23 protein-coding genes are annotated in these 24243 nt (G+C 41.6%); 3 read left to right on the top strand and 20 right to left on the bottom strand.

The genetic code is table 11. From position 1 onward, the window contains the following. Positions 1-8: 8 nt before the first annotated feature. The 10 genes from lafA to ACOSVQ_RS02465 all read right to left on the bottom strand — a co-directional run bounded on the left by lafA (position 9) and on the right by ACOSVQ_RS02465 (position 11118). Positions 9-863, bottom strand: a complete 855-nt coding sequence (lafA, locus tag ACOSVQ_RS02510; RefSeq protein WP_491981021.1) for a lateral flagellin LafA — start codon at positions 861-863, stop codon at positions 9-11. Between the two features lie 408 nt (positions 864-1271). Next, positions 1272-2123, bottom strand: a complete 852-nt coding sequence (locus ACOSVQ_RS02505) for a flagellin N-terminal helical domain-containing protein (RefSeq protein ID WP_491981020.1) — start codon at positions 2121-2123, stop codon at positions 1272-1274. Positions 2124-2343: 220 nt separating this feature from the next. Beyond that, complete coding sequence (gene pseI, locus ACOSVQ_RS02500) at positions 2344-3378, bottom strand: pseudaminic acid synthase (protein WP_491981019.1); 1035 nt, start codon at positions 3376-3378, stop codon at positions 2344-2346. Beyond that, positions 3375-4097 carry a hypothetical protein gene (locus ACOSVQ_RS02495; RefSeq protein WP_491981018.1) on the bottom strand — a complete coding sequence of 241 codons (723 nt, stop codon included), beginning with the start codon at positions 4095-4097 and terminating at the stop codon, positions 3375-3377. The genes pseI and ACOSVQ_RS02495 overlap by 4 nt, the downstream gene beginning before the upstream one ends. Before the next feature lie 10 nt (positions 4098-4107). Then, positions 4108-6291 carry a UDP-4-amino-4,6-dideoxy-N-acetyl-beta-L-altrosamine N-acetyltransferase gene (gene pseH, locus ACOSVQ_RS02490; protein ID WP_491981017.1) on the bottom strand — a complete coding sequence of 728 codons (2184 nt, stop codon included), beginning with the start codon at positions 6289-6291 and terminating at the stop codon, positions 4108-4110. Next, positions 6278-7402, bottom strand: coding sequence for a UDP-2,4-diacetamido-2,4,6-trideoxy-beta-L-altropyranose hydrolase (gene pseG / locus ACOSVQ_RS02485; RefSeq protein WP_491981016.1), 1125 nt, complete (start codon positions 7400-7402; stop codon positions 6278-6280). The genes pseH and pseG overlap by 14 nt, the downstream gene beginning before the upstream one ends. Further along, positions 7396-8097, bottom strand: a complete 702-nt coding sequence (pseF, locus tag ACOSVQ_RS02480) for a pseudaminic acid cytidylyltransferase (RefSeq protein ID WP_491981015.1) — start codon at positions 8095-8097, stop codon at positions 7396-7398. The genes pseG and pseF overlap by 7 nt, the downstream gene beginning before the upstream one ends. Positions 8098-8101: 4 nt before the next feature. Beyond that, the gene (gene pseC / locus ACOSVQ_RS02475) at positions 8102-9274 is read right to left on the bottom strand and encodes a UDP-4-amino-4,6-dideoxy-N-acetyl-beta-L-altrosamine transaminase (protein WP_491981014.1); all 1173 of its coding nucleotides are present in this window, start codon (positions 9272-9274) and stop codon (positions 8102-8104) included. Beyond that, positions 9271-10284 carry a UDP-N-acetylglucosamine 4,6-dehydratase (inverting) gene (gene pseB, locus ACOSVQ_RS02470; protein WP_491981013.1) on the bottom strand — a complete coding sequence of 338 codons (1014 nt, stop codon included), beginning with the start codon at positions 10282-10284 and terminating at the stop codon, positions 9271-9273. The genes pseC and pseB overlap by 4 nt, the downstream gene beginning before the upstream one ends. Positions 10285-10566: 282 nt before the next feature. After that, a complete protein-coding gene (locus ACOSVQ_RS02465) occupies positions 10567-11118 on the bottom strand; it encodes a prepilin-type N-terminal cleavage/methylation domain-containing protein (protein ID WP_491981012.1) in 552 nt (183 codons plus the stop codon). A gap of 369 nt (positions 11119-11487) precedes the next feature. Between ACOSVQ_RS02465 and ACOSVQ_RS02460 the strand changes: the two genes are divergently transcribed. From ACOSVQ_RS02460 to ACOSVQ_RS02450, 3 genes are all read left to right on the top strand, one after another. Then, positions 11488-12807 (top strand): 6-hydroxymethylpterin diphosphokinase MptE-like protein, encoded by a 1320-nt coding sequence (locus tag ACOSVQ_RS02460; RefSeq protein ID WP_491981011.1) that lies wholly within the window; start codon positions 11488-11490, stop codon positions 12805-12807. Next, positions 12808-13101 (top strand): hypothetical protein, encoded by a 294-nt coding sequence (locus ACOSVQ_RS02455; protein WP_491981009.1) that lies wholly within the window; start codon positions 12808-12810, stop codon positions 13099-13101. Between the two features lie 247 nt (positions 13102-13348). Then, entirely contained in the window at positions 13349-15433 is a 2085-nt protein-coding gene (locus ACOSVQ_RS02450; protein ID WP_491981008.1) for a flagellar biosynthesis protein FlhA, read from the top strand. Positions 15434-15506: 73 nt separating this feature from the next. On the opposite strand, the gene flgA is transcribed toward ACOSVQ_RS02450, so the two are convergent. The 10 genes from flgA to flgK form a co-directional block, all read right to left on the bottom strand. Further along, the gene (gene flgA, locus ACOSVQ_RS02445; protein WP_491981007.1) at positions 15507-16187 is read right to left on the bottom strand and encodes a flagellar basal body P-ring formation chaperone FlgA; all 681 of its coding nucleotides are present in this window, start codon (positions 16185-16187) and stop codon (positions 15507-15509) included. Beyond that, the gene (locus ACOSVQ_RS02440) at positions 16180-16599 is read right to left on the bottom strand and encodes a flagellar export chaperone FlgN (protein WP_491981005.1); all 420 of its coding nucleotides are present in this window, start codon (positions 16597-16599) and stop codon (positions 16180-16182) included. The genes flgA and ACOSVQ_RS02440 overlap by 8 nt, the downstream gene beginning before the upstream one ends. Next, positions 16599-16877 (bottom strand): flagellar biosynthesis anti-sigma factor FlgM, encoded by a 279-nt coding sequence (flgM, locus tag ACOSVQ_RS02435; RefSeq protein ID WP_491981004.1) that lies wholly within the window; start codon positions 16875-16877, stop codon positions 16599-16601. The genes ACOSVQ_RS02440 and flgM overlap by 1 nt, the downstream gene beginning before the upstream one ends. A gap of 64 nt (positions 16878-16941) precedes the next feature. Beyond that, positions 16942-17970 (bottom strand): hypothetical protein, encoded by a 1029-nt coding sequence (locus ACOSVQ_RS02430; RefSeq protein WP_491981003.1) that lies wholly within the window; start codon positions 17968-17970, stop codon positions 16942-16944. A 12-nt stretch (positions 17971-17982) separates the two neighbouring features. Beyond that, on the bottom strand, positions 17983-19002 hold the full coding sequence (locus tag ACOSVQ_RS02425) for a FliG C-terminal domain-containing protein (RefSeq protein WP_491981002.1): 1020 nt from the start codon (positions 19000-19002) through the stop codon (positions 17983-17985). Further along, the gene (gene fliF / locus ACOSVQ_RS02420; protein WP_491981001.1) at positions 18999-20693 is read right to left on the bottom strand and encodes a flagellar basal-body MS-ring/collar protein FliF; all 1695 of its coding nucleotides are present in this window, start codon (positions 20691-20693) and stop codon (positions 18999-19001) included. Before fliF ends, ACOSVQ_RS02425 begins: the two co-directional genes overlap by 4 nt. A gap of 19 nt (positions 20694-20712) precedes the next feature. After that, positions 20713-21063 carry a flagellar hook-basal body complex protein FliE gene (fliE, locus tag ACOSVQ_RS02415; protein WP_491981000.1) on the bottom strand — a complete coding sequence of 117 codons (351 nt, stop codon included), beginning with the start codon at positions 21061-21063 and terminating at the stop codon, positions 20713-20715. 44 nt (positions 21064-21107) lie between these two features. Then, a complete protein-coding gene (locus ACOSVQ_RS02410) occupies positions 21108-21941 on the bottom strand; it encodes an OmpA family protein (protein WP_491980999.1) in 834 nt (277 codons plus the stop codon). A gap of 6 nt (positions 21942-21947) precedes the next feature. Further along, on the bottom strand, positions 21948-22853 hold the full coding sequence (gene flgL / locus ACOSVQ_RS02405) for a flagellar hook-associated protein FlgL (protein WP_491980998.1): 906 nt from the start codon (positions 22851-22853) through the stop codon (positions 21948-21950). Positions 22854-22865: 12 nt separating this feature from the next. Then, the gene (flgK, locus tag ACOSVQ_RS02400; RefSeq protein ID WP_491980996.1) at positions 22866-24242 is read right to left on the bottom strand and encodes a flagellar hook-associated protein FlgK; all 1377 of its coding nucleotides are present in this window, start codon (positions 24240-24242) and stop codon (positions 22866-22868) included. Between the last annotated feature and the right edge of the window lies 1 nt (position 24243).

Below are 24243 nucleotides of genomic sequence, written 5' to 3'. Positions count from 1 at the left end.
ATTCACTATTAACCTAGCATTGACATCGCTAGTTGTGGAATTGTCTTAGTTGCACTTAGCATTTGTGCACCAGATTGCATTAGCATTTGGTTCTTAGACATGTTGCCTGACTCAGATGCGAAGTCTGTATCCATGATACGACCTTTAGACGCTTCTAGGTTCTCTGTCATGTTTGCTAGGTTGTTGATGTTGTGCTCTAGGTTATTGATTTGAGCACCGAACGCAGCACGTGATTCACCAACTACGTTAATGAAGCTTGACAGTGCGTCCATCGCTGCTGATGCGCCTGATGCTGTAGCAATTGCTACGCCTGATGCAGCAAATGCCGCTACTGCGCTGTTTAGTGCTGACAAACCACTTGATACGTTTACTGTCGTGATTTCTGATGTTGTTGAACCAGTTTGGAACGTTACACCTGCTGCTTGTGCAAATACACCGCCAGATGCTGCTAGTAGTTTTTGACCACCAAAGTTAGTGTTCTTTGTCATGTCTGCTAGTTGGTTAGCAAGCGCATTGAATTCTGCGTCTAGTGCTGCACGGTCTTCTGCTGTGTTTGAACCGTTCGCTGATTGTGTTGCTAGGTCGTTCATACGGTATGCGATGTTGGTCATCTCATCCATTGAAGATTCTGCTGTTTGCATCATTGAGATTGCATCTTGAGAGTTACGTGATGCTACTGACATACCACGTGACTGAAGCTCTAGACGGTTTGCAATTTGAAGACCCGCTGCGTCGTCTGCTGCTGAGTTTACACGGTAACCAGTTGATAGACGCTCCATTGAAGTTGATAGTGCGTTGTTTGTGCTGTTTAGCGTGTTTTGAGTAACTAGGTTTGCGTAGTTAGTATGTAGTGAAATAGCCATAACATTTACCTCTTAGAAAATTCGGTTAGATACTTTCCGTATCCTTTACACTTTTTAATTACGGCGACTTCATTTCATTTATTTCAAAAAAATATTAAATCAAATCACTAACAGAATATTCCTACGCGAAAAATAATTATTCTTACAAAAGCCGATTTTGATTTTAGAATTAAGTCTTAGAATATCTACACAATCAGATCTAGTTTAATTTCGCACTCCAATTTCAACGTCATTCCTGCGAAGGCAGGAATCTAATAGCAACGCTCGTTGAGACTAGATTCCAGATATTTCGTTCCGAAATTCTGGAATCACATTATTGGGTTTGTCATCAGTCTGACGTTTTTCTTAGCCAATAAAAAAAGCCAGCGATAGTCGCTGGCCTCTCTCTATACATAAACTAATTCACAATTAGCCTAGCATTGACATCGCTAGTTGTGGAATTGTCTTAGTTGCACTTAGCATTTGTGCACCAGATTGCATTAGCATTTGGTTCTTAGACATGTTGCCTGATTCAGATGCGAAGTCTGTATCCATGATACGACCTTTAGACGCTTCTAGGTTCTCTGTCATGTTTGCTAGGTTGTTGATGTTGTGCTCTAGGTTGTTGATTTGAGCACCGAACGCTGCACGTGATTCACCTACTACGTTAATGAAACTTGACAGTGCTGACATCGCTGCTGTTGCGCCTGTCGCTGTAGCAATTGATTCAGTGCTTGCAAAAGTACCTACTGCAGTGTTTAGTGCAGCTAAACCACTTGATACGTTTACTGTCGTGATTTCTGATGTTGTTGAACCAGTTTGGAACGTTACACCTGCTGTTTGTGCAAATACACCACCAGATGCTGCTAGTAGTTTTTGACCACCAAAGTTAGTGTTCTTTGTCATGTCTGCTAGTTGGCTAGCAAGCGCATTGAACTCAGCGTCTAGTGCGGCACGGTCTTCTGCTGTGTTTGAACCGTTCGCTGATTGCGTTGCTAGGTCGTTCATACGGTATGCGATGTTGGTCATCTCATCCATTGAAGATTCTGCTGTTTGCATCATTGAGATTGCATCTTGAGAGTTACGTGATGCTACTGACATACCACGTGACTGAAGCTCTAGACGGTTAGCAATTTGAAGACCCGCTGCATCGTCTGCTGCTGAGTTTACACGGTAACCAGTTGATAGACGCTCCATTGAAGTTGATAGCGCGTTGTTTGTGCTGTTTAGCGTATTTTGAGTAACTAGGTTAGCGTAGTTAGTATGTAGTGAAATAGCCATAACATTTACCTCTTAGAAAATTCGGTTAGATACTTTTCGTATCCTTTACACTTTTTAATTACGGCGACTTCATTTCATTTATTTCAGAAAAATATCAAATATAACCACTAACAGAATATTCCTACACAAAAAATAATTATTCTTACAATTTGATGTTATCTGTATATAAATGCCAGCATTTTAGCTGGTATTTATAAAGTAGGAATAACCAAATTTCTAACTAATACATATCGAATGAAACTGGCTCACCGAACTTACAATCATATTTTGCAACTTTACCTAAAATGTCATCTAAATATTTAGGAGCGATACCGTTACCAGGTCGAACAGAACGAACATGTTCACTTGCAAACACTTCACCCTTTTTGATATCTCTGACTATATAAAGAGAACGCCTGTGACATTTCGTTTGAAATTCAGCTTCCGTACTAACAAAATTTGGTTTACCAATAGCTTCATAAGCCATATTGCAGTTAGTCACTAGCGCTTTGAGTTCTTCTTTCTCTAATGAAAATGCACAATCTGGCCCACCATCCGCGCGTGCTAAGGTGAAGTGTTTTTCAATCACCGAAGCACCCAATGCAACAGCAGCCACAGAAACTCCTATATCCATAGTGTGATCTGAGAGCCCAACTTCCACATCAAAAGCATCACGCATTACAGCCATAGTGGATATATTTGCTTGCGATGCAGGTGTTGGGTAACCGCTGGTGCAATGCAACAAAATTATATCTTTCGCTCCTGCACTTCTAGCCGCTGATACCGCCTCTTCTATCTCTCCTAAGTTCGCATTACCAGTAGACATAATAAGTGGCTTGCCAGTACCCGCCACTTTACGAATTAAAGGTAAATCAATCAGCTCAAAAGAAGCAATTTTGTATGCTGGTGCATGAAGGCTTTCTAAAAAATCAACAGCGGTATGATCAAAAGGCGAGCTAAAGATAGTAATTCCAAGCCTTTTAGCTTCGTCAAAAAGTTCCTTATGCCACTCCCACGGTGTGTACGCTTCCTTATATAAGTCATACAATCTATAGCCGTCCCACAATCCGCCACGAATCATAAACTCTTCACTATCATGGTCGAGCGTGATGGTATCAGCGGTATAAGTTTGTAACTTAACGGCATCTGCACCCGCACTTTTCGCTGCACGAATTAACTCTATAGCACGACTAATGTCACCATTATGGTTGCCAGACATCTCCGCAATAATATATGGCTTGCATCCTTGGCCAATTTCTCTGTTATCAATTTTCATTTAGCTATTTCTCTATCAACCAAGTACATACGCATTTTTTCTAAACTATTAAGCTCACCTATAGCTGTTGCCGGAATACTAACTTCGAATACCTTTTCAATTTCCATAACAAACAGTAAGTGTTTTAACGAATCCCACTCACTACAATTTTGCATACTGATTTGGTCGAACTTCAATGTTCTGGCGTTGCCATCAACGACCGAACAATAAATTCCAAGCAATTCTTGTATTTCCGTACTGGCTTCATGCTCAATAGGTTTACGTTGTTTTCCATTATCAGCGCATAAGTTAAGTGGAAGAGCTTCTAATAACTTGAATATACCGTGCTCAGAATGTTTCAAAAAAACCGTTCTACGACCTTCAAAAACCGCATCATCACTAGGAACCTGCAACTGTGTTGCTCCATAGTGTTTCTCCGCAGTCGTAACAGCAAAATCTAAGTCTTCAACCCTGAAGCATAAATACGAAGCTCCGACACTGTTTACATGTTCAAAAATTGGTGAACTTTCATCTAGTGGGGATAACACTTCAACAACCCCCATTCCATCGAGCTCCACAAATGCATAGCGAACATGTTGTAAAAGACTTTCGCCAGGGCCTCGAATGAGTTTCGAATTAGGAACAGATAAGTAATCTTTTAGTGTAGTAATGAAATTTTTCGTTGTTACCGTATGATGCTCAACACTCAAGACACCTAACGCTGAAAACATACCATTCATAGTCAACTCCTTATGCTCGCCAAGTTATCTTCATGATGTCTGATTCCGCATGAACAGATGGCGACGTCAACTCAAATGTCCATTCATCAGTGCTTGTTTTTGAAAATCCACTATTTAGATAAAGTTTATCAACAGGAGCGTTTCTATGGCTTTTAACATATAGACCAGACACACTTTGTGCACTTTCACTTCGAGCAACTAACATTAGTTTCTCAATAATCGCATATTCAACATCTCGCCCCATCACTCGACAAGACATCACAAAGTTTTCAATCGTCCATTTAGGTCCCTGTACCGAAATCACTAATGCTCCGACACCTTCAAACCCTGATGAATATTTGTCTTTTAAGCGAACATGAAGAACTTTTTTACTTTGTGATAACTGCCATTCAGAAAGTTGCTCACGGCTATAGCGATTCGTAGTCGTATTGAACTGATTAGTCTTAGTAAACAACTGAAATGTTCTTTCAAAATTAGTGCTGTCCAATTTGTCGATAGAAACTTCCATCTCTAAACTTTTGATGAACGCTTTGCGATCAGAGAAAGAGGCTTGTGCTTGCTGGACATTTAAACGCGTTTGATATAATTCAGCTCGTCGCTTATCTGATTCACTGACTTTCGCAACATATAACTCTGGTAACTGGCAAATAAACTGATACCACTGTGTAGGGTCATCAGGTAATTCAGGCACAAATACACCAGGAACGTTTAGCCTAACTTCTGCGCGCTCTGCAGGATTATCATCAATAAAACACAGTGACTGAACACCTAAATTTAACTCTTCAGCGAGTTGCATGATGTTCTGAGATTTAGGATTCCAGTTAATACGATGCCCAGTAAAGTCTTTAATTCGTAGACGCATCTCTGGATGGTTTTCTATGGCATCAATCGCTATCGCTTCAGTATTTTTACTGCAAATTGTCAGTAGTATTCCTCTTTCTTTTAGCGCTAAGAATAAGGACTGAAGCTCTTTATAAATATTACCTGGATAATCCCCACCAAGAGCGATCCCTTCTTTACCATCATCCCCTATGACGCCTTGCCAGAGAGTGTTGTCCAAATCCAGAACTAAAGCCCTAGCAGACAAAGCGTTGGTGGCGAATATCACGCCAATGATCATTCGGCTGTATGCCTCTAAACATTGAATAGAAAAAGGAGCACGAGCGATATACCAAAACTTATTAGAAAATGACTGTCCAACGCTTTGTAGTAAATGATGATATGGCAAAACCTCAATAAGATTCTCAGCGGCTAGTGCATAAACTGACGCATTTAACCGATTAACGATCTGATTTAGTTTTGAATGAGTGAGTCTTTCTTCTATAGAATTGGGGAAATTCTTTTGAATCGAGAAATCTGCTACATAAACACGTTGCCCGCGTGTAGCAATCTGACGAATAAATGATAAGTATTCACTAATTCGAGACTCCAATGCGATAAGAACGTCTTCTATTGGTAAACAATCAACCGATGGGAAAAAATCCTCAATCCGCTCAATAAATAGATAACAAGCATCTCTGCTATTCATCTGGCGATTTGTAGCATCTAGTAAATCAAATCGATAACGACCAAATTCGGCATGTTCCACTTTATAAGGAAACTGAGAATAGAGCTCTGATTCCTTCTTTAATGTTTCAGCTAGAAAGTCCGTATTGTGAGACGCAAACAAAAATAAACTTGGTCTACCGTCAGGTTTGTTATCACTAAATTGATACTTCATATACCTAACGTTCTTTGTTGTTTTAACCGCAGAAGCTGGAGCCTCACACTCAACAAACCCGAAGCGTTGATGCAAAGACCATACGGCTTGATTTTCTTCTACGACATCACCATACAACTCAAATAATTTGAGTTCATTACCGGCGTAATCGATAACTATTTGCTCTATTTCTAACCACGCTTCCATTTTTTGAGCTTGATTCAAGCTATCATTATCAAGATAGAACCCCCACCACGCGGTTCTACTCACATGATCAATTCGATTAAATAAAATAACTCCAAGCGGCATCTGATCTTTTTGAACAATCAAGACACATCTGTCATCTAACTCCAAATTCATCCACCATTGACTGTGTTCTTCTGGAGTAATCAAGCGATCACTCAACATGACATTTCTGACTTCAGGATGATTTCGCCATTCCAAAATCATCCATTTATCAGCATAACTAACAGAGCGAATATTATACTTGGTCATGGTTTGACATCTCTTCCATCCGATTCACAACGGTCTGTGCACCGTCCCCATCGACTAATTGTTCACATATCTTTGACTGGTTTTTAAGAAGTTCAGCATCGGCGATTAATTGGCTATATGCCCGAGCGTAATCTATTTCATTAAGCTTAGAGTTTAGCCCTAAATAAATATGAGCATTCGCTTCATCGATCTCTAAAGCCAATTGAGTTTGATTTTCAGCTACCGAACAAACTAAGCCTGGCAATGCCATGACGCAACGTTCCCAAGTGGTTGCTCCCACTGCGCCAACATACAAATATGAAGATGCGAAAAAATCGGTCATGTTATTAACTTGAACATGCAGCGATACTCGATCTGAATATTTATTACATAAAGTAATAACCTGATCTTTATGAGGATTATTAATACCAATAATCACATGAAAGTGATCTTGGCTATCAACAGTTAACAGACCCTTTAAGGCTTTTGATGTTTCGTTCGCAAGGTCGATTCCACCAAAAAACAGTACAATTTGATGTTTCGAAAACCGCTCTTCATAAGGTTCTAACTGCTTTCGGCATAAACTAAAATCATCTCTTAGTAGGGCAAAACTCGGTCCACAAAGACGCAGAGTTTCTTGAGGAAGCAAGCCATCATAGCGAGTTGAACCTTGCTGGTAATAATTTTGGTCAAGTAGAATATCAACATGATGAGCTCTATCTGCCAAGTCATCCACCTGCAAACAACGAGCTGCTAATGATTGCATTGCCAATTGGTATTCTTTTTCCAAGGCGTAATGATCGATAACTAACCAATCTAACTTTTGTTGCCCTGACTGTTCCAAATGCGCTTTGATGGCGTTGTAAGATTGATTGATTTCCTTAGAGTAATCGACCTCTAACCACTTTGCATGTGAGCAATGGGTATTGTTACATTCGTTGGTTTTAGGTTCAGGAAGTTCCAATAACTCAAAAGAATTTCGTACAAAGTCAATTAAGTTACCTTTCAACTTCCTACTAACAAAAAAGACTTTATGCCCTTTACTCTTAAGCTTATGGGCTAACGTTAGCATTCGATAAGTATGGCCTGTACCCATTTTCAAGGACGCATCGACACGAATACCGATTAGCATTGAGTAGTACCACTTAGCGCTTTAGCGAGTAGTAAGGCAAACTCCCAATCTTCGAGTGTATCTAAATCAACAACTCTCTTTCTCGAAATAGGATAAGCAATTGCCTGCTTAGAAAACATCGGTACATGCTGACGATAGGCTTCAGTTTTTCCCCAATAAAATTGACCGACGTCTTGATAGGCATGCTCCAAGTCTTGTGAACGAGTATTAAAGTGTTGCGGCTGAAACATCTCCACACGCTTACTATCGGTTAACTTCACACCACGTTGAATTGGAAAAGGAAACTCACAGACAGGAAAGCAATACGAGGCGGTTGGATCATTAATAAGTAGCTGATAAGTGTTTTTGATATCTTCAACATCAATAAACGGGGCGGTTGCATAAATACAGCACAGATACTCAATCTTCTGCCCCTGTTGTTCAAACCAGTTCACAGCATGTACAATCACATCACCGGTAGTGGCGTAATCATCGGCAATTTCAAGGGGGCGAAAAAATGGCGCTTCAGCACCGTATTGCTTCGCAACTTCAGCGATTTCCTGGTCATCTGTTGAAACAATAACTTTGTCAAAACAGCCAGATTCGATCGCAGCTTCAATTGAATAAGCAATGATAGGTTTACCATTGAAATCTTTAATGTTCTTACGTGGTATGCGCTTACTGCCACCACGCGCAGGAATAATCGCTAGTCTCATTGCTTTATCCCTTTAATATTTGTGTCAACACTCGCACAACTTCATCTTGTTGGCATTCAGTCATAGCATGAAACAGCGGTAGAGAAATCACTTCTCTGTAATATCGTTCAGATTCAGGAAAGTCGCCCTCACAAAATCCCATGTTTTTGTAATAAGGCTGGGTATGCACCGGAATATAGTGCAAGTTCACACCAATACCATTTTCTCTAAGTGCATCGAATACTTGCTTATGCGTCAGCGAGATTTCGTCAAGTTTTAAACGCACTACATATAGGTGTAATCCTGAATATGTTCCTTCTAACTGATGCGGAAGGACTACAGGTAAAGAAGTTAATAACTGGTTATAACGCTTTGCTAAAATATGGCGCGCTGAGACAAATTGATTTACACGCTGCATTTGAGTTACACCTAATGCAGCCTGCAATTCAGTCATTCGATAGTTATAACCCAAATCAATTTGTTGATAATACCAACCACCATGGCTTTCTCCCTGCATAAGATCTGTATCACGAGTAATACCATGACTTCGCAGAAGCGCCATTTTTTCAGCTAGTTGTTTGCTGTTAGTCACTACTGCCCCACCTTCTGCGGTAGTGACTATCTTAACCGGGTGGAAACTAAACACCGTAATGTCCGAATATTCGCAGTTTCCAATCGGCTGATCATAGTAACGACCGCCAATAGCGTGCGATGCATCTTCAATAACTTTAAAGCCGTATTCTTTTGCGAGTTTACTAATCGCGCGCATATCGCAGGACTGACCACATAAATGGACAGCAACGACTACTTTGGGTAAGCGGTTATTAGCTTTTGCGACAACAAGTTTCTGCTCAAGCTTTTTAGGACAAAGATTATAGGTACTAGGGTCAATATCAACGAAATCGACTTGCGCCCCACAATACAACCCACAGTTAGCAGAGGCCACAAAGGTAATGGGTGATGTCCAAAGCCAATCACCGTCTCCCAAGCCAAGAGCTAAACAAGCTATATGCAGCGCGGAGGTGGCACTGTTTACAGCGAGCGCATACTCACAACCAGTATGTTGAGTAAGTGTAAATTCAAACTCAGGAACTTTAGGTCCCTGAGTCAAAAAATCAGATTTCAAAACATCCACGACACCGTCGATGTCTTGCTGGGTTATCTCTTGCTTGCCGTATGGAATCACTCTTTTACTCACACCATGAAATAAGGATCGACATGTTCTTTGACAAGCTCTCGTAAGCTTTCAACGGATTCCCACTCTGTGTTGCTACAAGAGTTGTATTTGAAACCAAATTCGACTTTCTCAGCGTTGTGGTGATCTAAATATTTTTGTTCTGATCGCACAAATGATACCGATGGCAAAATTGCATAATATTTGCCTAAGTCAATCGTATTGAGCGAATCTGTATCAGTGATCATTTCTTCATGTACTTTTTCACCTGGTCGAATACCGACGATGCGAATTTCACATTCAGGTGCGACCGCCTTAGCCACATCCATAATTTTGTAAGACGGAATTTTAGGGATGAAAATTTCTCCTCCTAAGTGGTGTTCCAGTGCATACATCACCATATTTACACCGTCTTGAAGAGAAATATTAAAACGTGTCATTTCTTCATGAGTAATTGGAATTACACCTTCCTCTCGCTTTTTCAAGAAGAATGGAATCACTGAACCACGAGAGCCCATGACATTGCCATATCGTACAACACTGAAACGAATGTCTTTAGAGCCCCTAATATTGTTGGCTGCTGTGAATAATTTGTCAGAAGCTAACTTTGTTGCGCCGTATAAATTGATTGGTGCACAAGCTTTGTCTGTTGACAGTGCAACAACGTCTTTAACACCACATTGCAATGCTGCTTGAATGACATTTTCAGCACCATTGATGTTAGTGCGAATACACTCAGTAGGATTGTATTCCGCTGTATCAACTTGCTTAATAGCAGCAGCGTGAATAATTACATCTACACCTTCACAAGCTTGGATGAGTCGGTTTACATCGCGAACATCACCGATAAAAAATCTCAACTGACGATAGTCTTGTAACGGATATTTTTGACGTAACTCAAATTGTTTCAGCTCATCACGAGAAAATATGATTATTTTTTTTACTTGTGGGTATTGGTCAAGAATAGTTTTAATAAACTGCTTACCAAAAGAACCCGTGCCACCAGTGATTAATACGGTTTTATTATTTAACATTTCAATCTCATTTCAACTTTAGCTTCAGTATGCTCAATTAGCGCTGAAACTGTCATTTCTCGCATTGAAGATATTTGCTATAACACTTCCGTATAATCTCAAGCAGTATCCCAACAACATGTCATTTTGACTGAGCGGTAATCGCTCTTAACTCAAGTTAATTATCTCGCAAACTTTATGCAGAAACCCTATCACTTAGGTAGAATCATCCAATTCTTACAGTGCATTAATAAAATAGCCACATTAACTTCAATATCAATGAGTTATAAAAAACCATAAGCACTAACAACCACTGTCGATAATGTCAATATGTACATCTGCATAGCCTTGCGATGCTGGTGCAGTAAAATAATAAACAACAGAGCAATTAGTTCTCAGCGTATGCCCTTTCGCTACAAAAGCTAATGCATATGCAGTTGTGCTATAGCCTAGCTGGCTAAGCTTAATTTGGTCTACAACACAAACAGCATCACTACAAGTCTCATCAAAAAGAATGTTGTTTTTATACGCGTTACCTAAATAAGTAAAACTATGATCCATAAGGTATTCTAATTTGTTGTCCCAAATCTCTTGAGGATAGCCATAATAGGTCTGAATCTGAATACCATTAACATCAGTCTGTACTTCACGCTGTCCATCAGTACCTTGAATAACAGATTTAAAATAGACGCCATCAACAACTAACTGCAAAGAGGCTTTCACACCTTTCATCACTGCCGCTTTAGCGTCTTGTTGCAAATTTAAAAAACGAGGAGCCGCAGTCACGCTAAGAATACCTAAGATAACGATAACAATAATCAACTCAATTAATGTAAAACCTTTAGCCGCTTTCATTCACTCGAACTCAATAAACTACCTAAAAAAATTGATCGCGTTTTACTCTAAGTAAATGAAAAAATCTTGCTGCTATTTCAAAGTCATCCGATACCTACTTTTTTTTAAGTCTTATCTATCAACTTACAATCTATGAATCTTACTTATAATTGCGTGACGGATATGGAAAGGAAGTTGTATGGAACTTTTGTCACTCAATTTAAAAACATCTTCTATATACGAATACATAATCAGAATTTTCTGATGGCGTTCCATCCCTACGCCAATAAAATAACTGGATAGCTCCTTATCCCTATTGAGTATCTAAGCATGCAAAGGCTATTTTGGCTAAGGGATATATAACAAAATATAAAAGCATTCGAAGGTTTTATGAGTACAGAGTTTTACCAAAGCAATATAGCAATACTAAAAAATCGTTGTCCTGAACTAGCTGAAGCTATTGAAGCACATGATATTAACCACCTTACTTTTGAAGTCATTGAACGCAAACTGGCTACGTTATCCATTAATGGTATTCAATTAAGCAGTGCTTATGATCCTGTTGAAGAAGCATTAGCTTACCGAGCTACTACATCTGGCAATGTTTATCATATGTGGGGTTTTGGAATAGGCTCAGTAGCAGAAGTGTTGCTTAATGACCAAAATTTGAAAAAAATTCATTTATACATCTACAATTTAGATGTTATTAAATTAGTTCTAACTTTAATTCCTAAAATTTGGTTAGCTGATGAGAGAGTAGAATTACACTACGTTCATGAAAATATGGATGCAAAAGTTGATGCTTTAAGTAACTTGTTTGCTGTAGATACCTTTGTAATTAATGCTGATTTTCAACTAATAAAATATTGCCAATATGACTTAAACTGGTTGATGCACAGAATTGAGAATCGATTAATTACAAACTCAGTTAACCGTTCGCATACTAATCCTCAATACTTGGAAAAACTTAATAATATAGATAAAGATAATTATCCAGTATTAAAGAATATGCATAAACTGGATGTGTTGGTTGAAAGTAATCAAGTTAAAGAAATTTTATGCATTGGGTCTGGACCATCATTAGATGCATATATAGAAGATGTAAAAAAACTGTATAACAGAAAAAATAGACCATTGTTTATAGCTCCTTCTACAGCGTTAAATGCATTACTTAAACATAATATCACTCCTGACATTCTCGCTATCATTGATGTTGGTGTTAAAGAAGAAACTATACCATTTGACAGATTTAAACAATCAAGCATTTTAATTGGCTCTAGTCGAATTCAAAAAGATATATTCGAAAAATGGCCAGGGAAAAAATACTACTGCCATATGGTTGATGAAACCTTTAATAACGTTAATGATAAATTGCCAACAAAATATCGCTTAAATATTTTTGGTTCTGTCATTCATCCTATAACACATATAGCCATATTATTTGGAGCAAAAACCATCCGATTTATTGGTTGTGATTTTGGATTCCCGGGAGATATCGAAAGAGCTTCAACTAAAAACTATAACAATATTAAAATGACTGTTAGTGTTGAGAACGGAAATGGTCAGTTAATCAAATCTTCTCCAACTTATCGCATGTTTTGTTCCGGAATCGAAAGTATTATTGCAAAGAGGCAAGATATTGATTTCATAAACATGAGTAGATTGGGCGCAAAAATCGTCGGTACACGCTATGAAGATGAGGACAAGTAAATGGATAACTTTGATATTAAATTAAGTCTAAAACAAGCTGCAATTGCCTATTTTGGTAATGACCATAGTTTGGGTGGATATTTGCTCAAAGGTTGTGTACGCCGTTTGAGTTTACTTCCCCTCAACAAAGAGCAAGTAACATACTTAAATCAAGCTATTTCTACACTCAATGAGATGGCCAATAACGGTGACTTCATTGGACTCGCTGACGTTATCCACTTTGAACTGATGCAAAACTTCCCGGATTTTGATTCTTTGTTAGCCCAAGAAGCTCAAGATTCAGCTCAAAGCTAAGCTCGACCGTAACACATATGGATTAGGTTGTTAGATTCCCCATCGACAACCTAATTCAAGTTCTAACGAACCTTCTTTATCTACCCAACACAACCCTCTGCGGACAAATTCTCGTCGCCCCCTACAGCCATTATCGGAAATGTCTGATAGTTTGCGTTGACCATTAAAAATAAAATATCTGTCCTTATTTTCTTAACTTTCATGCTGTTTTGTGATGAAAGTAAACACTAACTAGTGAACCTAAGACATGTTAAAAGGCTTACAGATATTTAATTCTAAACTCGCGATACCACTCGTGCTGTTGATGATACTGGCGATGGTTATCTTACCGTTGCCAGCATTGCTGCTCGATGGTTTCTTCACTTTTAACATTATGCTGGCCATCGTGGTCTTGCTGGTAAGTAGTACCGTTAAGCGAATTCTCGACTTCTCCGTCTTCCCTTCGTTGCTCTTAATTGCAACCTTACTTCGTCTAACACTGAACGTTGCTTCTACACGTATCGTACTTCTTGAAGGTCATAATGGTGGTGATGCCGCCGGTAAGGTAATTCAATCGTTCGGTGAAGTGGTTATCGGTGGTAGCTACGTCGTTGGTATCGTTGTATTCGTTATCTTGATGATCATTAACTTTGTGGTTATCACCAAAGGTGGCGAACGTATTTCAGAAGTATCTGCTCGATTTACCCTCGATGCATTACCGGGTAAACAGATGGCGATCGACGCCGACTTAAACTCAGGCAACATCGACCAAGAACAAGCGCGGGCTCGCCGTAAAGAGGTGGGCGATGAAGCTGAATTCTACGGTGCTATGGATGGTGCGAGTAAGTTCGTTCGTGGTGACGCCGTCGCAGGTTTGATGATCCTGTTCATCAACTTAATTGGTGGCGTACTGATTGGTATGTTCGAGCACGGTCTAACCGTTGGTGAAGCATTCCAAACCTATGCTCTACTTACCATCGGTGACGGCCTTGTAGCTCAGATCCCATCGCTATTACTTGCAGTTTCAGCAGCAATCATCGTAACTCGTATCAGTGATAACGAGAACGATATGGCTGAGGTGATTAACAAGCAGATCCTTGCTTCGCCTTCAGTGCTATACATGACTTCTGGTGTCATGTTCATTATCGGTAGCGTACCGAACATGCCACACCTCGCCTTCTATAGCTTTAGTGTTACCGTTGGTTTCGTAGCGTGGAGGCAAAGCAAGAAAGAAGAAGGCGTCGACATTTCCAAAGCGGAAGTCGAAGCTCCTATAGAAAGAACATCGCTAAAAGACCAACCTCTCGATTGGGGGATTATTCCTTCTGTTGATGCGATTGCTTTGCGCCTTGGATTTAAACTTGTTCCATTAGTTACCAACAAAGAACAAAACTCGCTGCTGAAAAGTATTCGCGGTTGTCGCAAAACGCTGAGCGAACAAATCGGTTTCGTCATTCCAGAAGTCGTGATTCGCGATGACTTGGCTCTCAAACCTGCCGAATACGTTATTTTGGTTGATGGTGACGAAATTGAACGTGGTGAAGTTTATCCAGATATGTTGATGGCTGTAGGTCCTGGAGTCACATCTGCCAATATCGATGGTACGCTTGGCGTTGATCCTGCGTATCGATTACCAGCGCTTTGGGTTGCCAAAGAAGATAAAACTAAAGCGATAAATTTGGGCTTTCAGGTTATCGATATACACGATGTCATTGCGACTCACGTGAGTAAAGTGTGCACCGAGCATCTTGATGGCATCTTTAACTATGATGACGTTAAGGCACTCAACAAGCGTCTTGCTTACGAACATCCTGAGTTGGCAGAAAGCTTATCAACCACGCTAACGCCTAACTTGCAGATGATGGTGATTCGTCAATTGCTTGCGGAACAAGTACCTATTATTAACATCCGTACGATTGCCAACACCTTGATTGAAAGCGGCGATAAGATTAAAGACCCAATCCTGCTTTCATCTAATATTCGTGTTGCGCTAAAACGTACCATTCTGAACTTAGTGTCTCCGTATTCTAAGTCGTTGAATGTGTTTACGCTTGGTGGACAAGTGGAAATGGACATCAAAGCGGGTATCACACTGGCTCAGCAAAACGACCCTAACACACCGCTCGATGGTGTGCCTCTGGCACCAGAACTGCTGCAGAAGTTCCAAAACCGTATGCCTTCCATTGTACAAACTATGCAAGCGCAGGGGATGACGCCTGTGCTTCTGGTAACGCCAATGGCTCGCCCAATTATCAGCAAATTAGCTCGAGCGTTCGCAAAAGGTTTGATTATTTTATCGTTCAACGAAATACCAAACGAATATCAAATCAACCCATTAGGTCAAATCGACTAAGTGCGATGTTCCAACATGCAAAAGGCTTCTCTGTTGAGAAGCCTTTTTTATATCTATGAATATGAACTAGTAACTAGTTTTGCTCGACTCGGTTTTCGCCCGTAACGGTAACGCTCAGTTCTCGACCTGATTCTGAATTCACAACACGAATACGGTCTCCGACCATACCGTCTTCTAGCGCCACACCTTCAGTTTCTAACGAGAAGCTGCTTGAGTGAAAAGTAATAGTGACATGGTGACCTTTGGTCGCAGCATATTCCAGTTCAACATATCGTCGAGTAAGAACCTGATTGGCTTTCACTGAACGTCTTAACTTTGTCCCAACGACATCTTCAATGTGCTGATAAACCGTCCCTTTGAGATTTAAGGTCTCAACATCCAGTTTTACATCACCAGTTTCAATTCGATGTCCTTTACGCAGAGCTCCTTTAGTGGTGACCACAGGAGTATCAACACTGACATTCGTTACCGCTTTGATTCGCCAGTTGTTACCACACTCTACCCACCAAGTTTCTGAACCAAGGTAACTTCCCATTGCTTTGTCAGCAAATAGCGATTGCTCACATGCAGGAATATTATTGACGGCACTAGCTAGGCGGAAATTAATTTGCAGGTTTTGAAAAGCAGGAAACTGCCCAGTAACGGCAGCTTCAATTCGTTGAGATAGATAAGATTCTATTTGGAGTTGCGCAGAGTCTGCCCATGCGGGAGCACAGGCAAACAGAAAAGATAGGGAGAGTAAGGAACTACGCATTCACCTCGACTCGCAGAGATTCAACTGCATCTTGTATAACTTGCTGTTGTTGTATCACTAGTCGAGTATGTAACTCAGTTTTGTTTTGGCACTCTAAGACCAGCTCGTGAAGTTCATCCGTCGCTTTTTTTATGGTCTCTTGGGCTTTGCCACTCATTCGTTGAACAAGTTCAGCCGCATATCGGTTGTGAGTACAACCTAATTTTGCTGCTAGTTCTTTACGTTCAAAGTGCAACTTACGCAGTGATTCGCTAAGGTCCGTTGCTTTCTGGTTGAATTCAGTCACTTTCTCATGATCAAATTTCAAACTGAACTGACGGATATCATCCAGCGTTACTGATAATGTTTTGGCGACTTTTGCGCTTTCAACGGTTGCTTGAAAGTATGACTTTAGCAGTTCTTTTTTATCCATTATCGTAAGTTAGCTAACACCTGAGCCAACTCTCCCATATCAAATTTGATGCTACCATCGGCGATTTTTGATTTGATATCAGCCACACGAGCTAAATCAACGTCATCCATTGCCTTTAATGATGCACTACCTTCCGCAATGATATTTTGTTCGTGCATATTGATGTCTACTTGCTGTTTAGCTGGAGCCACCGTTTCAGCTTTATTCAGGTCAGCCGTACGAGTAACATTCTGTACGTCTTGAACACTATATAACGCGCTGTTATTTTCAATTTTCATGGTTGACTCCTACCTATCTGTAATCTCTTCAATAATACATTACGGCAATGTTTTAAGATTTATTTCACTTTTTTATTAAAGAAACGACATTTTCTCTGTTCGGACCAACATAGTGCTTTTGAATGGCCTTTAATGCGGAAGTGCCATTGTTTGCAAATAAGGTTTTTATGTTTTGCCCGATGTCATCAGCGGCTTTGTGACAATAACCAATCAACTTGTCTGCGAGATGACTTTGTGAATTGAGTAATTCCAGAGCATAGCCATGCATCTCGTTAACGCGTTCTATCACACGTTCAATCGCTTCTAATGCATCCTTTGCTCTGATATCAAGCATAGTGATCATCTCTACCGTTGCATAACGAGTTAGTGCGCTAACTGTGATCGGGTTACCTTCTGGGTAACGCCCACCCTGCCCTGAAATAAAGATTTTAAGATCCCATTTGCGCCACATATAGTCTGGCATAGCAATCACTAGTCCATTGTCATCGTCGCGGCGAAGGCGCATTTGTCCTAGTGAGAACATCACGGAAAACTGCTCAAACAACCCTTGGTCAGATTCAACACGGTCAAATGCTAGAGGGATCATTTTGTTATTGATGTACAACGTAACCAACTCATTAGTTAGTCGTTCACGTGACAAATCCAATCCCGGAACATAGAAATCGATCTCCGCAATATTAGTCGTCACAGGTGCAAATGAAGAATCAATAATGTGGCGTCCAAAATGCTGACTGTTCACCGCATTCATAATCTCACGCTTGTGAATATCAATACTGTTCAGATCAGCCGCTGTTTCAGCCCCCATCGATACCAAACGTTTAATTTCTACCGCCGAACGAGCGATTTTTTTCAGTTGCTCAACAGCCAACATCAAACCGTTTACAGAACGGTGAGTGTCCGCTAATTCAGCTATCAACCTAGGACGTTCTTTTAAGCGACTCAAAGCATGTTGCGACAACATATTTGCCGAACTTACTTTATTTACTGAGCTTGCTCTTTCCGTTTTTGATAAACGTCCTGCTCCTACGCTGGCAGCTGTTTGCCCGCGTAGAGGAGATGTCGATGTGGAGTTAGATATAGTCTGTGAGCGCACTGAACCCTAGCCTTATGACAAACGAACTTCGTTAGAAATGCTGAGCTGAATCACACCTTCGCCTTGCAGACGACGTACGATGTCCAGAATTTCCTTACGGGCTCCTTCCACTTGGCTAACAGGTACCGCTCCGATACGCTGGATGTTTTCTTTTAGCTGAGTTGCCAGACGATTAGGCATAGTGTTGAAGATAAACGCACGGTTCTCTTCTGGCATACCTTTCATTGCGAATGCCCATTGTTCAATGGTCACTTCATTGTTAATTGCATCGATAGTTTCTTGGCTCTGAGTAAATAGCGAGTAGAAATCGAACATCGCTTCTTGGATCTCTTCAGCCATTTTCTCATCACGCTGAGTAAGGAACTCAAAGATCGCGCCTTTGTCACCTTGTAGACGGTTGATAATATCTGCCACTACTTTGGTGCCTTTGATGGTTTGAGGTGCGCCTTCGTTGTAGTTTTCTTTACAGCGAGCAATCAAATCTTTCAATGTCTCGGTGATACCTGAAGTCAGTACCTGAGTTTGAGAAATCTGGTAGATGAGCTCATTACACTCTTCAACGGTGTATTGTTCTAGCACTTTAGACGCGAAGTCCAAAGGTAAGTGAGCAATCAGCAACGCTTGCATCGTAATGTGTTCGTGACGTAAATCTTCCACCAAAATATCAGCAGGGATCCACGCTAATTGCTCTGCGTGGGTACGAATTTCATCACCGTAAATTTCAGATACTAAGTCTTTCGCTAAGTTACCGTTTAATGTTTTATCAAGCACATTGGTTAGATACTGGCGAGTACCACCGATGATGCCTGAGTGCGAACGGAAGTCTTCAAAGAAACCCACAATAGAACGCAGTGCATCATTGGCTTTAATGTCTTTCATCTTACTCATTGAGTGAGCCAACCGCTTGATTTCATCATGCGTAAAGCCTTTCAACACTTCAGAGCTGATATCTTCGCCCATAGTTAAGATTAGCAGTGCTACACCTTCAACAGTTTGATGGGCATTTCTTGGATTTTCTATTTGTTCACTCATGCATGCATCCACGTTCTCAGGATTTCAGTGACTCGTTTCGGATCGTTCTCAGCAATCATCTTCAGATGCTGGATCTGAACTTCTAACGGGCTGTCTGACTCTGGTAAGTTGTCATCCATGGCTTTAATACCTGCAGCATCAAGCGCAAGTGAATCCAGTTTGTTTTCTAATCCTGCTGCTACAGCCGCTGCGCTGCTATTTGCCAGCGCGGTCATCTCGCCAGAACTACCGGCTTCTAGACCATCTGCCAGTTCTTCAAGATCCGAGCCTTCAGTCTTAGTGAGATACTGAGCTAGAGGGCGCAGAACCAATACAATCAATAGTGCTGCCACCAGCGCACCAAGCAGGTACTTAATTGGCTGAAGAATATCCTGATCTTTATACCAAACCATGCTCTCTGCATCTGGCATGTTTGACGCAACAAATGGGAAGCTAGTGACATAGATAACGTCACCACGCTCTTCTTCATAACCAACAGCGCTACGCACCACATTTTGCATACGCTCTAATGTGGCTTCTGACCAACCAGCCTGACCTGCCATGCTTTCATTAACGATCACAGAGATAGTCAGTTTTTCAACAATACCTTGCTGATGCTGAACATGGGTGACTTTGCCACTCACCGCGTATTCACGCTTAGATTCGTTACGGCTCGCTTTTGCTTTGTTGCTTTGGCCCTGTTGATTCTTCACATCTTCGTCAGTCACTGGCGGTGTATTGCTCAATGCCCCAGGGACACCTAAAGCTAAGCTGCCGTTGTTTTCATCGCTCATCATAGTTTCAGCGCGAACAACTGGTGTTCCGTAAGTCTCTTCCGTTTCCTGACGTTTTGAGAAATCAACCTTTGCCGATACCTGAACACGGAAATTCGATGCACCTAGAATCGGCGTAAGCATGTCAGATGCTTGTGACACTAAATGCTTCTCGATGTTGCGACGATAATCCGTTTGACGGTTGGTCGATACCGCTAGGTCATCGAGCGAAGTATCTTTCGATAACAGACGGCCATATTGGTCAACCACACGCACATTTTCGGCCTTCAGACCAATGACAGCGCCTGAAACCAAGTTAACGATCGAATCAACCTGACCCGGTTTAAGATCCATGCCTTCAATTAGCTGAACCATCACCGAAGCGCGGGCTTGTTCTTGGTCTTTGCGCTTAAATAGCGACGCTTTCGGAATGGCTAAGTGCACACGTGCAACAGCAATTGATTCCATGGTTACGATACTACGAGCCAATTCGCCTTCTAATGCATGGCGATAGCGTGCGGTTTCCATGAACTGGCTTTCGCCCAGTGAATCTGTGCTGGCTAATGTGTCAAAGCCACTTGGTAATTGTTGTTTGAGACCTTTTGCAGCCAGAATCATTCTTGTTTTTGCGACTTCATTACTCGGAACCATGATTTGGCCGCTGTCGCTATTTAGCTCATATTTGAGCCCTGATTGATCTAAGAGTTGCAGTACCTGACTTGAATCGTAGTTTGATGAAGTACTGTAAAGCGGACGATACTCTTCAGCAGACGCCCATAGCATGACGACAATGATCGCAGCTGAAATCATTGAGAATATTGTGATTATGACAACATTACGTTGCGAGCTGCTCCAGAACGACTTTACTCTCTCCACGGCAGATTGTAATTTGTCCGATGCATTAGAAGCTACGATCGTAACCCCTTTCTCATTTGCCATATATTAACGCCTATCGCCACTAAACCGACATCTTGATGATGTCATTGAAATTCGTAACCATCTTGTTTCGAACTTGCATTAATGCTGAAAAAGAAAGCTGCGCTTTCTGCGCAGCCACTGTCGCGCCAATAAGATCATCACTTTGACCCAGTTCAACTGCGGTGATTTTTGCATCAGCAGTCTTTTGGCGGGCGTCAACAGTATCAAAAATTCCTTTTAATGTGCTGCCAAACTCTAGGCTTGAGGACATTCCTACGCGACTATCAGATATTTCGACAAGTTTAGTTAATGGGTTCTGAGTAATAGCCTGATTTTCGTTCAGGCGATTGATCATTGATTGTTCAATCCCAGTGATAGCATTAATTTCCAAAACTCTTCTCCTTACGCCTTACTGTTTGAAAAGCGTACAAAAATTTATTTTCTAACCAGTTCTACTTCAACGCGGCGGTTTTGGTCACGCCCTTCTGCAGTACTGTTGGTTGCAATTGGGTAACGAGAACCGTGCCCTCTCAGTTCCATTTTTTCTTCTGGTATTCCGGCTAGCATCATCCAATACGCAACATCATCGGCGCGTCTTCTTGAAACACTTAAATTCACTACCGTATCGCCATGGCTGTCCGAGTGACCGCTGATCATGACCTTCTTAATGCGCTTATCGAAAAGTACCAATTCACTGATTTCCGATAGCTGTTCACGCTGCTCTTCAGTCAACGCAAGAGCGCCAGATTTGAAGTTAAATACAGTTTTGCGCGCTTCTTGATAGCTGACAGGCGGCAGAGCCGTTGTACAACTTTGAAAAGTTTCAATCGCACTGTGCATGTTCGCGGTTGGGAACGTCACACTATGGAAGTCATCACGAATGGTCAGCCAAGCACCACTCATTACATCTCGATACACAAAGTCCGCCCCTTGCATAACTTCAGCGGATTTTTTCTTACGAATGAACTCATTCACCATCGTCGATTCGTACAGATCTTTACCCCACACGGGTGGCTCAGTTTCAATCACCATACTGTCGTTAAACGAGTTAACGCTACGTCCTGAAATCACCAGAGATATTGGCTTACCTGCAACCACATCAAACTTGGCGTTAATGCCCGAATGAGCGTCCTCAACTGCGAGATAACAGGTGTCACCGTCATTCACGGATTTCCATTGCACCTCATCAAAAGGCACAACATAGTCGGCTGCAACAGAGACAAAAGCAGCGCTTGAAAGCGCTGCCGTAATTAAGGCTTGGAATTTCATATAAAATTACATTAAGTCAAACAGTGATGAGCTGGTCATTACTTTGGCAAACACTGACTGTGATGCTTGTAATGTGTTCATACTTTCAGTCAAACGAACTGATGCTTCTGCATAATCTAATGCGTTGATATCTGTCTTAACCGTTTCTGCATACAGAGCAGCATCGGCGTTGTTCACCGCCATACGATCAAGAGAGTTGTAGTTTGCACCAAGAATTGTCACGGTATTCAGCACGCTTTTCTGGGTCGCGTCACTACTATCAATAGCTGCGCCCAAAATGGCATTCTTATCCGTGGTTGGATTTTTAAGCTCTGCGATTGCAGCATCCAACGTTGTAAAGAAGTCTAGGCTACCTTGCAGTACTTCTTGTGCCGTGAAGTTGCTGTTCATTGAACCGTCTTCACTGATTTTGGTATTACGGTGATCTGCATTACCGCCAAATGAGTAGCTGATTGGGTCTGTTGTGTCATCAACGATGATCGACTCAGAGTAAACCTCTGTGCCAGAGAAGATGTAGATACCGTCAGACTTTTTGTTAAAAGTATCCAGAGCTTGCTGTCTTAGCGACTCCAACTCAGCGATGATACCGCCACTCGACTCTTCGCCCACTGTTGCGTTGTTCGCTTGAAGCAGCAGGTCGTGCACATCTAACGTCAAATCATTAAATGACATCAGATACGTTTCGTACTGGCTGTATTTCGATTGAACATTTGAAATGTTGCTCGAGTATTGCTCAGCACTAGAAATGGTTTTATCTAGGCTTAACAGCTTCATTGCGCCTGACGGGTCATCCGACAAACTGTTGATTTTGTTGCCTGTAGCAATCTGTTCTGCAACACGGTTGATCTCAACGTTTGAGCTCATCATTGCTCGAGTCATCATTGCTGTAAATTGTGAATCTGTTACACGCATAGCGGTCTCCGATTAGAATGAGTTGAGGACAGTGTCGAACATTTGGCTAGCCGTAGAGATAACCTTCATGTTTGCCTGATAAGCGTTCATGTACATCATCAGGTTTGCAGCTTCTTCATCCGAACTCACCGCACTGATACTATCGCGCGCGGTTTGCGCTTCACTGATACTGATAGACGCGGTACTAAAGTTGTTTTGAGCTTGCTGCGTCGCGACACCGACATAACCGTTAATCTTTGCATATGCGTCATATACGTTGATGCTTGAGCCACCAATAGTGATTGGCTGGTTTGCTAAATCAGCAAGGGCAGTTGCAAAAGACCCGTCACCAACGCTACCAGTACCCGACAGCGCTAACTCTTCTGCCGTGAGACCCGTAAGGCTTAACGAACTTGCCGGATTGTCAGGGTCATAAGTGAACAATGCTTGCCCAGCATTACCGTTAAGATCAGTTGCGCCTGCAGACGTAAGGATACCGTTCACCGCATCAGCAAATCCTGCTGCGATGTTGTTGAGGTCTTCCATTATTGGGAAGTACTGATCGTTCTTCAGATCAGAAATTGCACCGAGCTCGCCACCTTTAGGGTCATTTAACGTCACCGTTTGGTTGTTAAACGTCAGTACAAGATCGGTGTTGTAAGCTCCGCCCGAAGCTTCGTTTAAACTGATTTGAGCAACACTCTGGCCTGAAACCAACGGCTGGCCAGACTTAGTTGAGAGCTCAACGGTGCCATCTTCTTTGGTTAGAACATTGACGCCAATCGATTTAGAAATCTCGTTTAACTGCAGATCCAATGCGTCTTGGAGGCTCGCAATATCCTGACCTGAACCAGACGCTTTACGAATTTGTTCATTGAGTTTTGCGATGTTATCGAGCTGACTGTTCAAACTTTCGATGGTTTGGTTTTGAGTGCGCATCAATGTGCTAAGCTCGTTTTCAATTTGGCTCATCGTGCCGTTGAAACGCGAGGCTAAGCTGCCAGCCGTTGCGAGAATTTGGTTACGGTAAACCAGAGATTCAGGGCTTAACGTTGCTTCATCCAGTGCGGCAAAAAACTCATCAAAGCCAGTACTGATGTTCAAACCTTCCATACCTAGAACGTTCTCAATACCTTGCATACCCACCATATAAGTCTGGTTGTATTGCAGTTCCTGACCTGCCGTACGTAAACGTTCAATTGCTGCTTGATCAGAAACACGACGAATACTCGCGACAGTTACACCATCACCTGCGCCATAGTTGCCAGAGCCGCCGTATACTACCGTTGCTTGCTCAACCACTTTGCGTGTGTAACCCGTTACGGTCATGTTAGCCGTGTTTTGTGCAGTCACGTTCATGGCAACTTGGTTTGCCATTAAACCTGATAAGCCAATGTTATACATACTCATG

The organism is Vibrio sp. HM8-C (genome assembly GCF_058630515.1).
Note: the sequence above shows the minus strand (reverse complement) of the source record. Positions and strands in the feature narration are given on the sequence as shown.

What these genes read in the sequence shown, in the direction of transcription:
- ACOSVQ_RS02440 (WP_491981005.1), bottom strand. Translation starts at nt 16,599, where the DNA reads ATGGATAAAAAAGAACTGCTAAAGTCATACTTTCAAGCAACCGTTGAA.
- flgK (WP_491980996.1), bottom strand. Translation starts at nt 24,242, where the DNA reads ATGAGTATGTATAACATTGGCTTATCAGGTTTAATGGCAAACCAAGTT.
- pseG (WP_491981016.1), bottom strand. Translation starts at nt 7,402, where the DNA reads ATGCTAATCGGTATTCGTGTCGATGCGTCCTTGAAAATGGGTACAGGC.
- ACOSVQ_RS02425 (WP_491981002.1), bottom strand. Translation starts at nt 19,002, where the DNA reads ATGAGTGAACAAATAGAAAATCCAAGAAATGCCCATCAAACTGTTGAA.
- ACOSVQ_RS02505 (WP_491981020.1), bottom strand. Translation starts at nt 2,123, where the DNA reads ATGGCTATTTCACTACATACTAACTACGCTAACCTAGTTACTCAAAAT.
- ACOSVQ_RS02450 (WP_491981008.1), top strand. Translation starts at nt 13,349, where the DNA reads ATGTTAAAAGGCTTACAGATATTTAATTCTAAACTCGCGATACCACTC.
- pseI (WP_491981019.1), bottom strand. Translation starts at nt 3,378, where the DNA reads ATGAAAATTGATAACAGAGAAATTGGCCAAGGATGCAAGCCATATATT.
- flgL (WP_491980998.1), bottom strand. Translation starts at nt 22,853, where the DNA reads ATGCGTGTAACAGATTCACAATTTACAGCAATGATGACTCGAGCAATG.
- flgA (WP_491981007.1), bottom strand. Translation starts at nt 16,187, where the DNA reads ATGCGTAGTTCCTTACTCTCCCTATCTTTTCTGTTTGCCTGTGCTCCC.
- ACOSVQ_RS02460 (WP_491981011.1), top strand. Translation starts at nt 11,488, where the DNA reads ATGAGTACAGAGTTTTACCAAAGCAATATAGCAATACTAAAAAATCGT.
- ACOSVQ_RS02455 (WP_491981009.1), top strand. Translation starts at nt 12,808, where the DNA reads ATGGATAACTTTGATATTAAATTAAGTCTAAAACAAGCTGCAATTGCC.
- lafA (WP_491981021.1), bottom strand. Translation starts at nt 863, where the DNA reads ATGGCTATTTCACTACATACTAACTACGCAAACCTAGTTACTCAAAAC.
- ACOSVQ_RS02410 (WP_491980999.1), bottom strand. Translation starts at nt 21,941, where the DNA reads ATGAAATTCCAAGCCTTAATTACGGCAGCGCTTTCAAGCGCTGCTTTT.
- fliF (WP_491981001.1), bottom strand. Translation starts at nt 20,693, where the DNA reads ATGGCAAATGAGAAAGGGGTTACGATCGTAGCTTCTAATGCATCGGAC.
- pseB (WP_491981013.1), bottom strand. Translation starts at nt 10,284, where the DNA reads ATGTTAAATAATAAAACCGTATTAATCACTGGTGGCACGGGTTCTTTT.
- flgM (WP_491981004.1), bottom strand. Translation starts at nt 16,877, where the DNA reads ATGAAAATTGAAAATAACAGCGCGTTATATAGTGTTCAAGACGTACAG.
- ACOSVQ_RS02465 (WP_491981012.1), bottom strand. Translation starts at nt 11,118, where the DNA reads ATGAAAGCGGCTAAAGGTTTTACATTAATTGAGTTGATTATTGTTATC.
- pseH (WP_491981017.1), bottom strand. Translation starts at nt 6,291, where the DNA reads ATGACCAAGTATAATATTCGCTCTGTTAGTTATGCTGATAAATGGATG.
- pseF (WP_491981015.1), bottom strand. Translation starts at nt 8,097, where the DNA reads ATGAGACTAGCGATTATTCCTGCGCGTGGTGGCAGTAAGCGCATACCA.
- ACOSVQ_RS02495 (WP_491981018.1), bottom strand. Translation starts at nt 4,097, where the DNA reads ATGAATGGTATGTTTTCAGCGTTAGGTGTCTTGAGTGTTGAGCATCAT.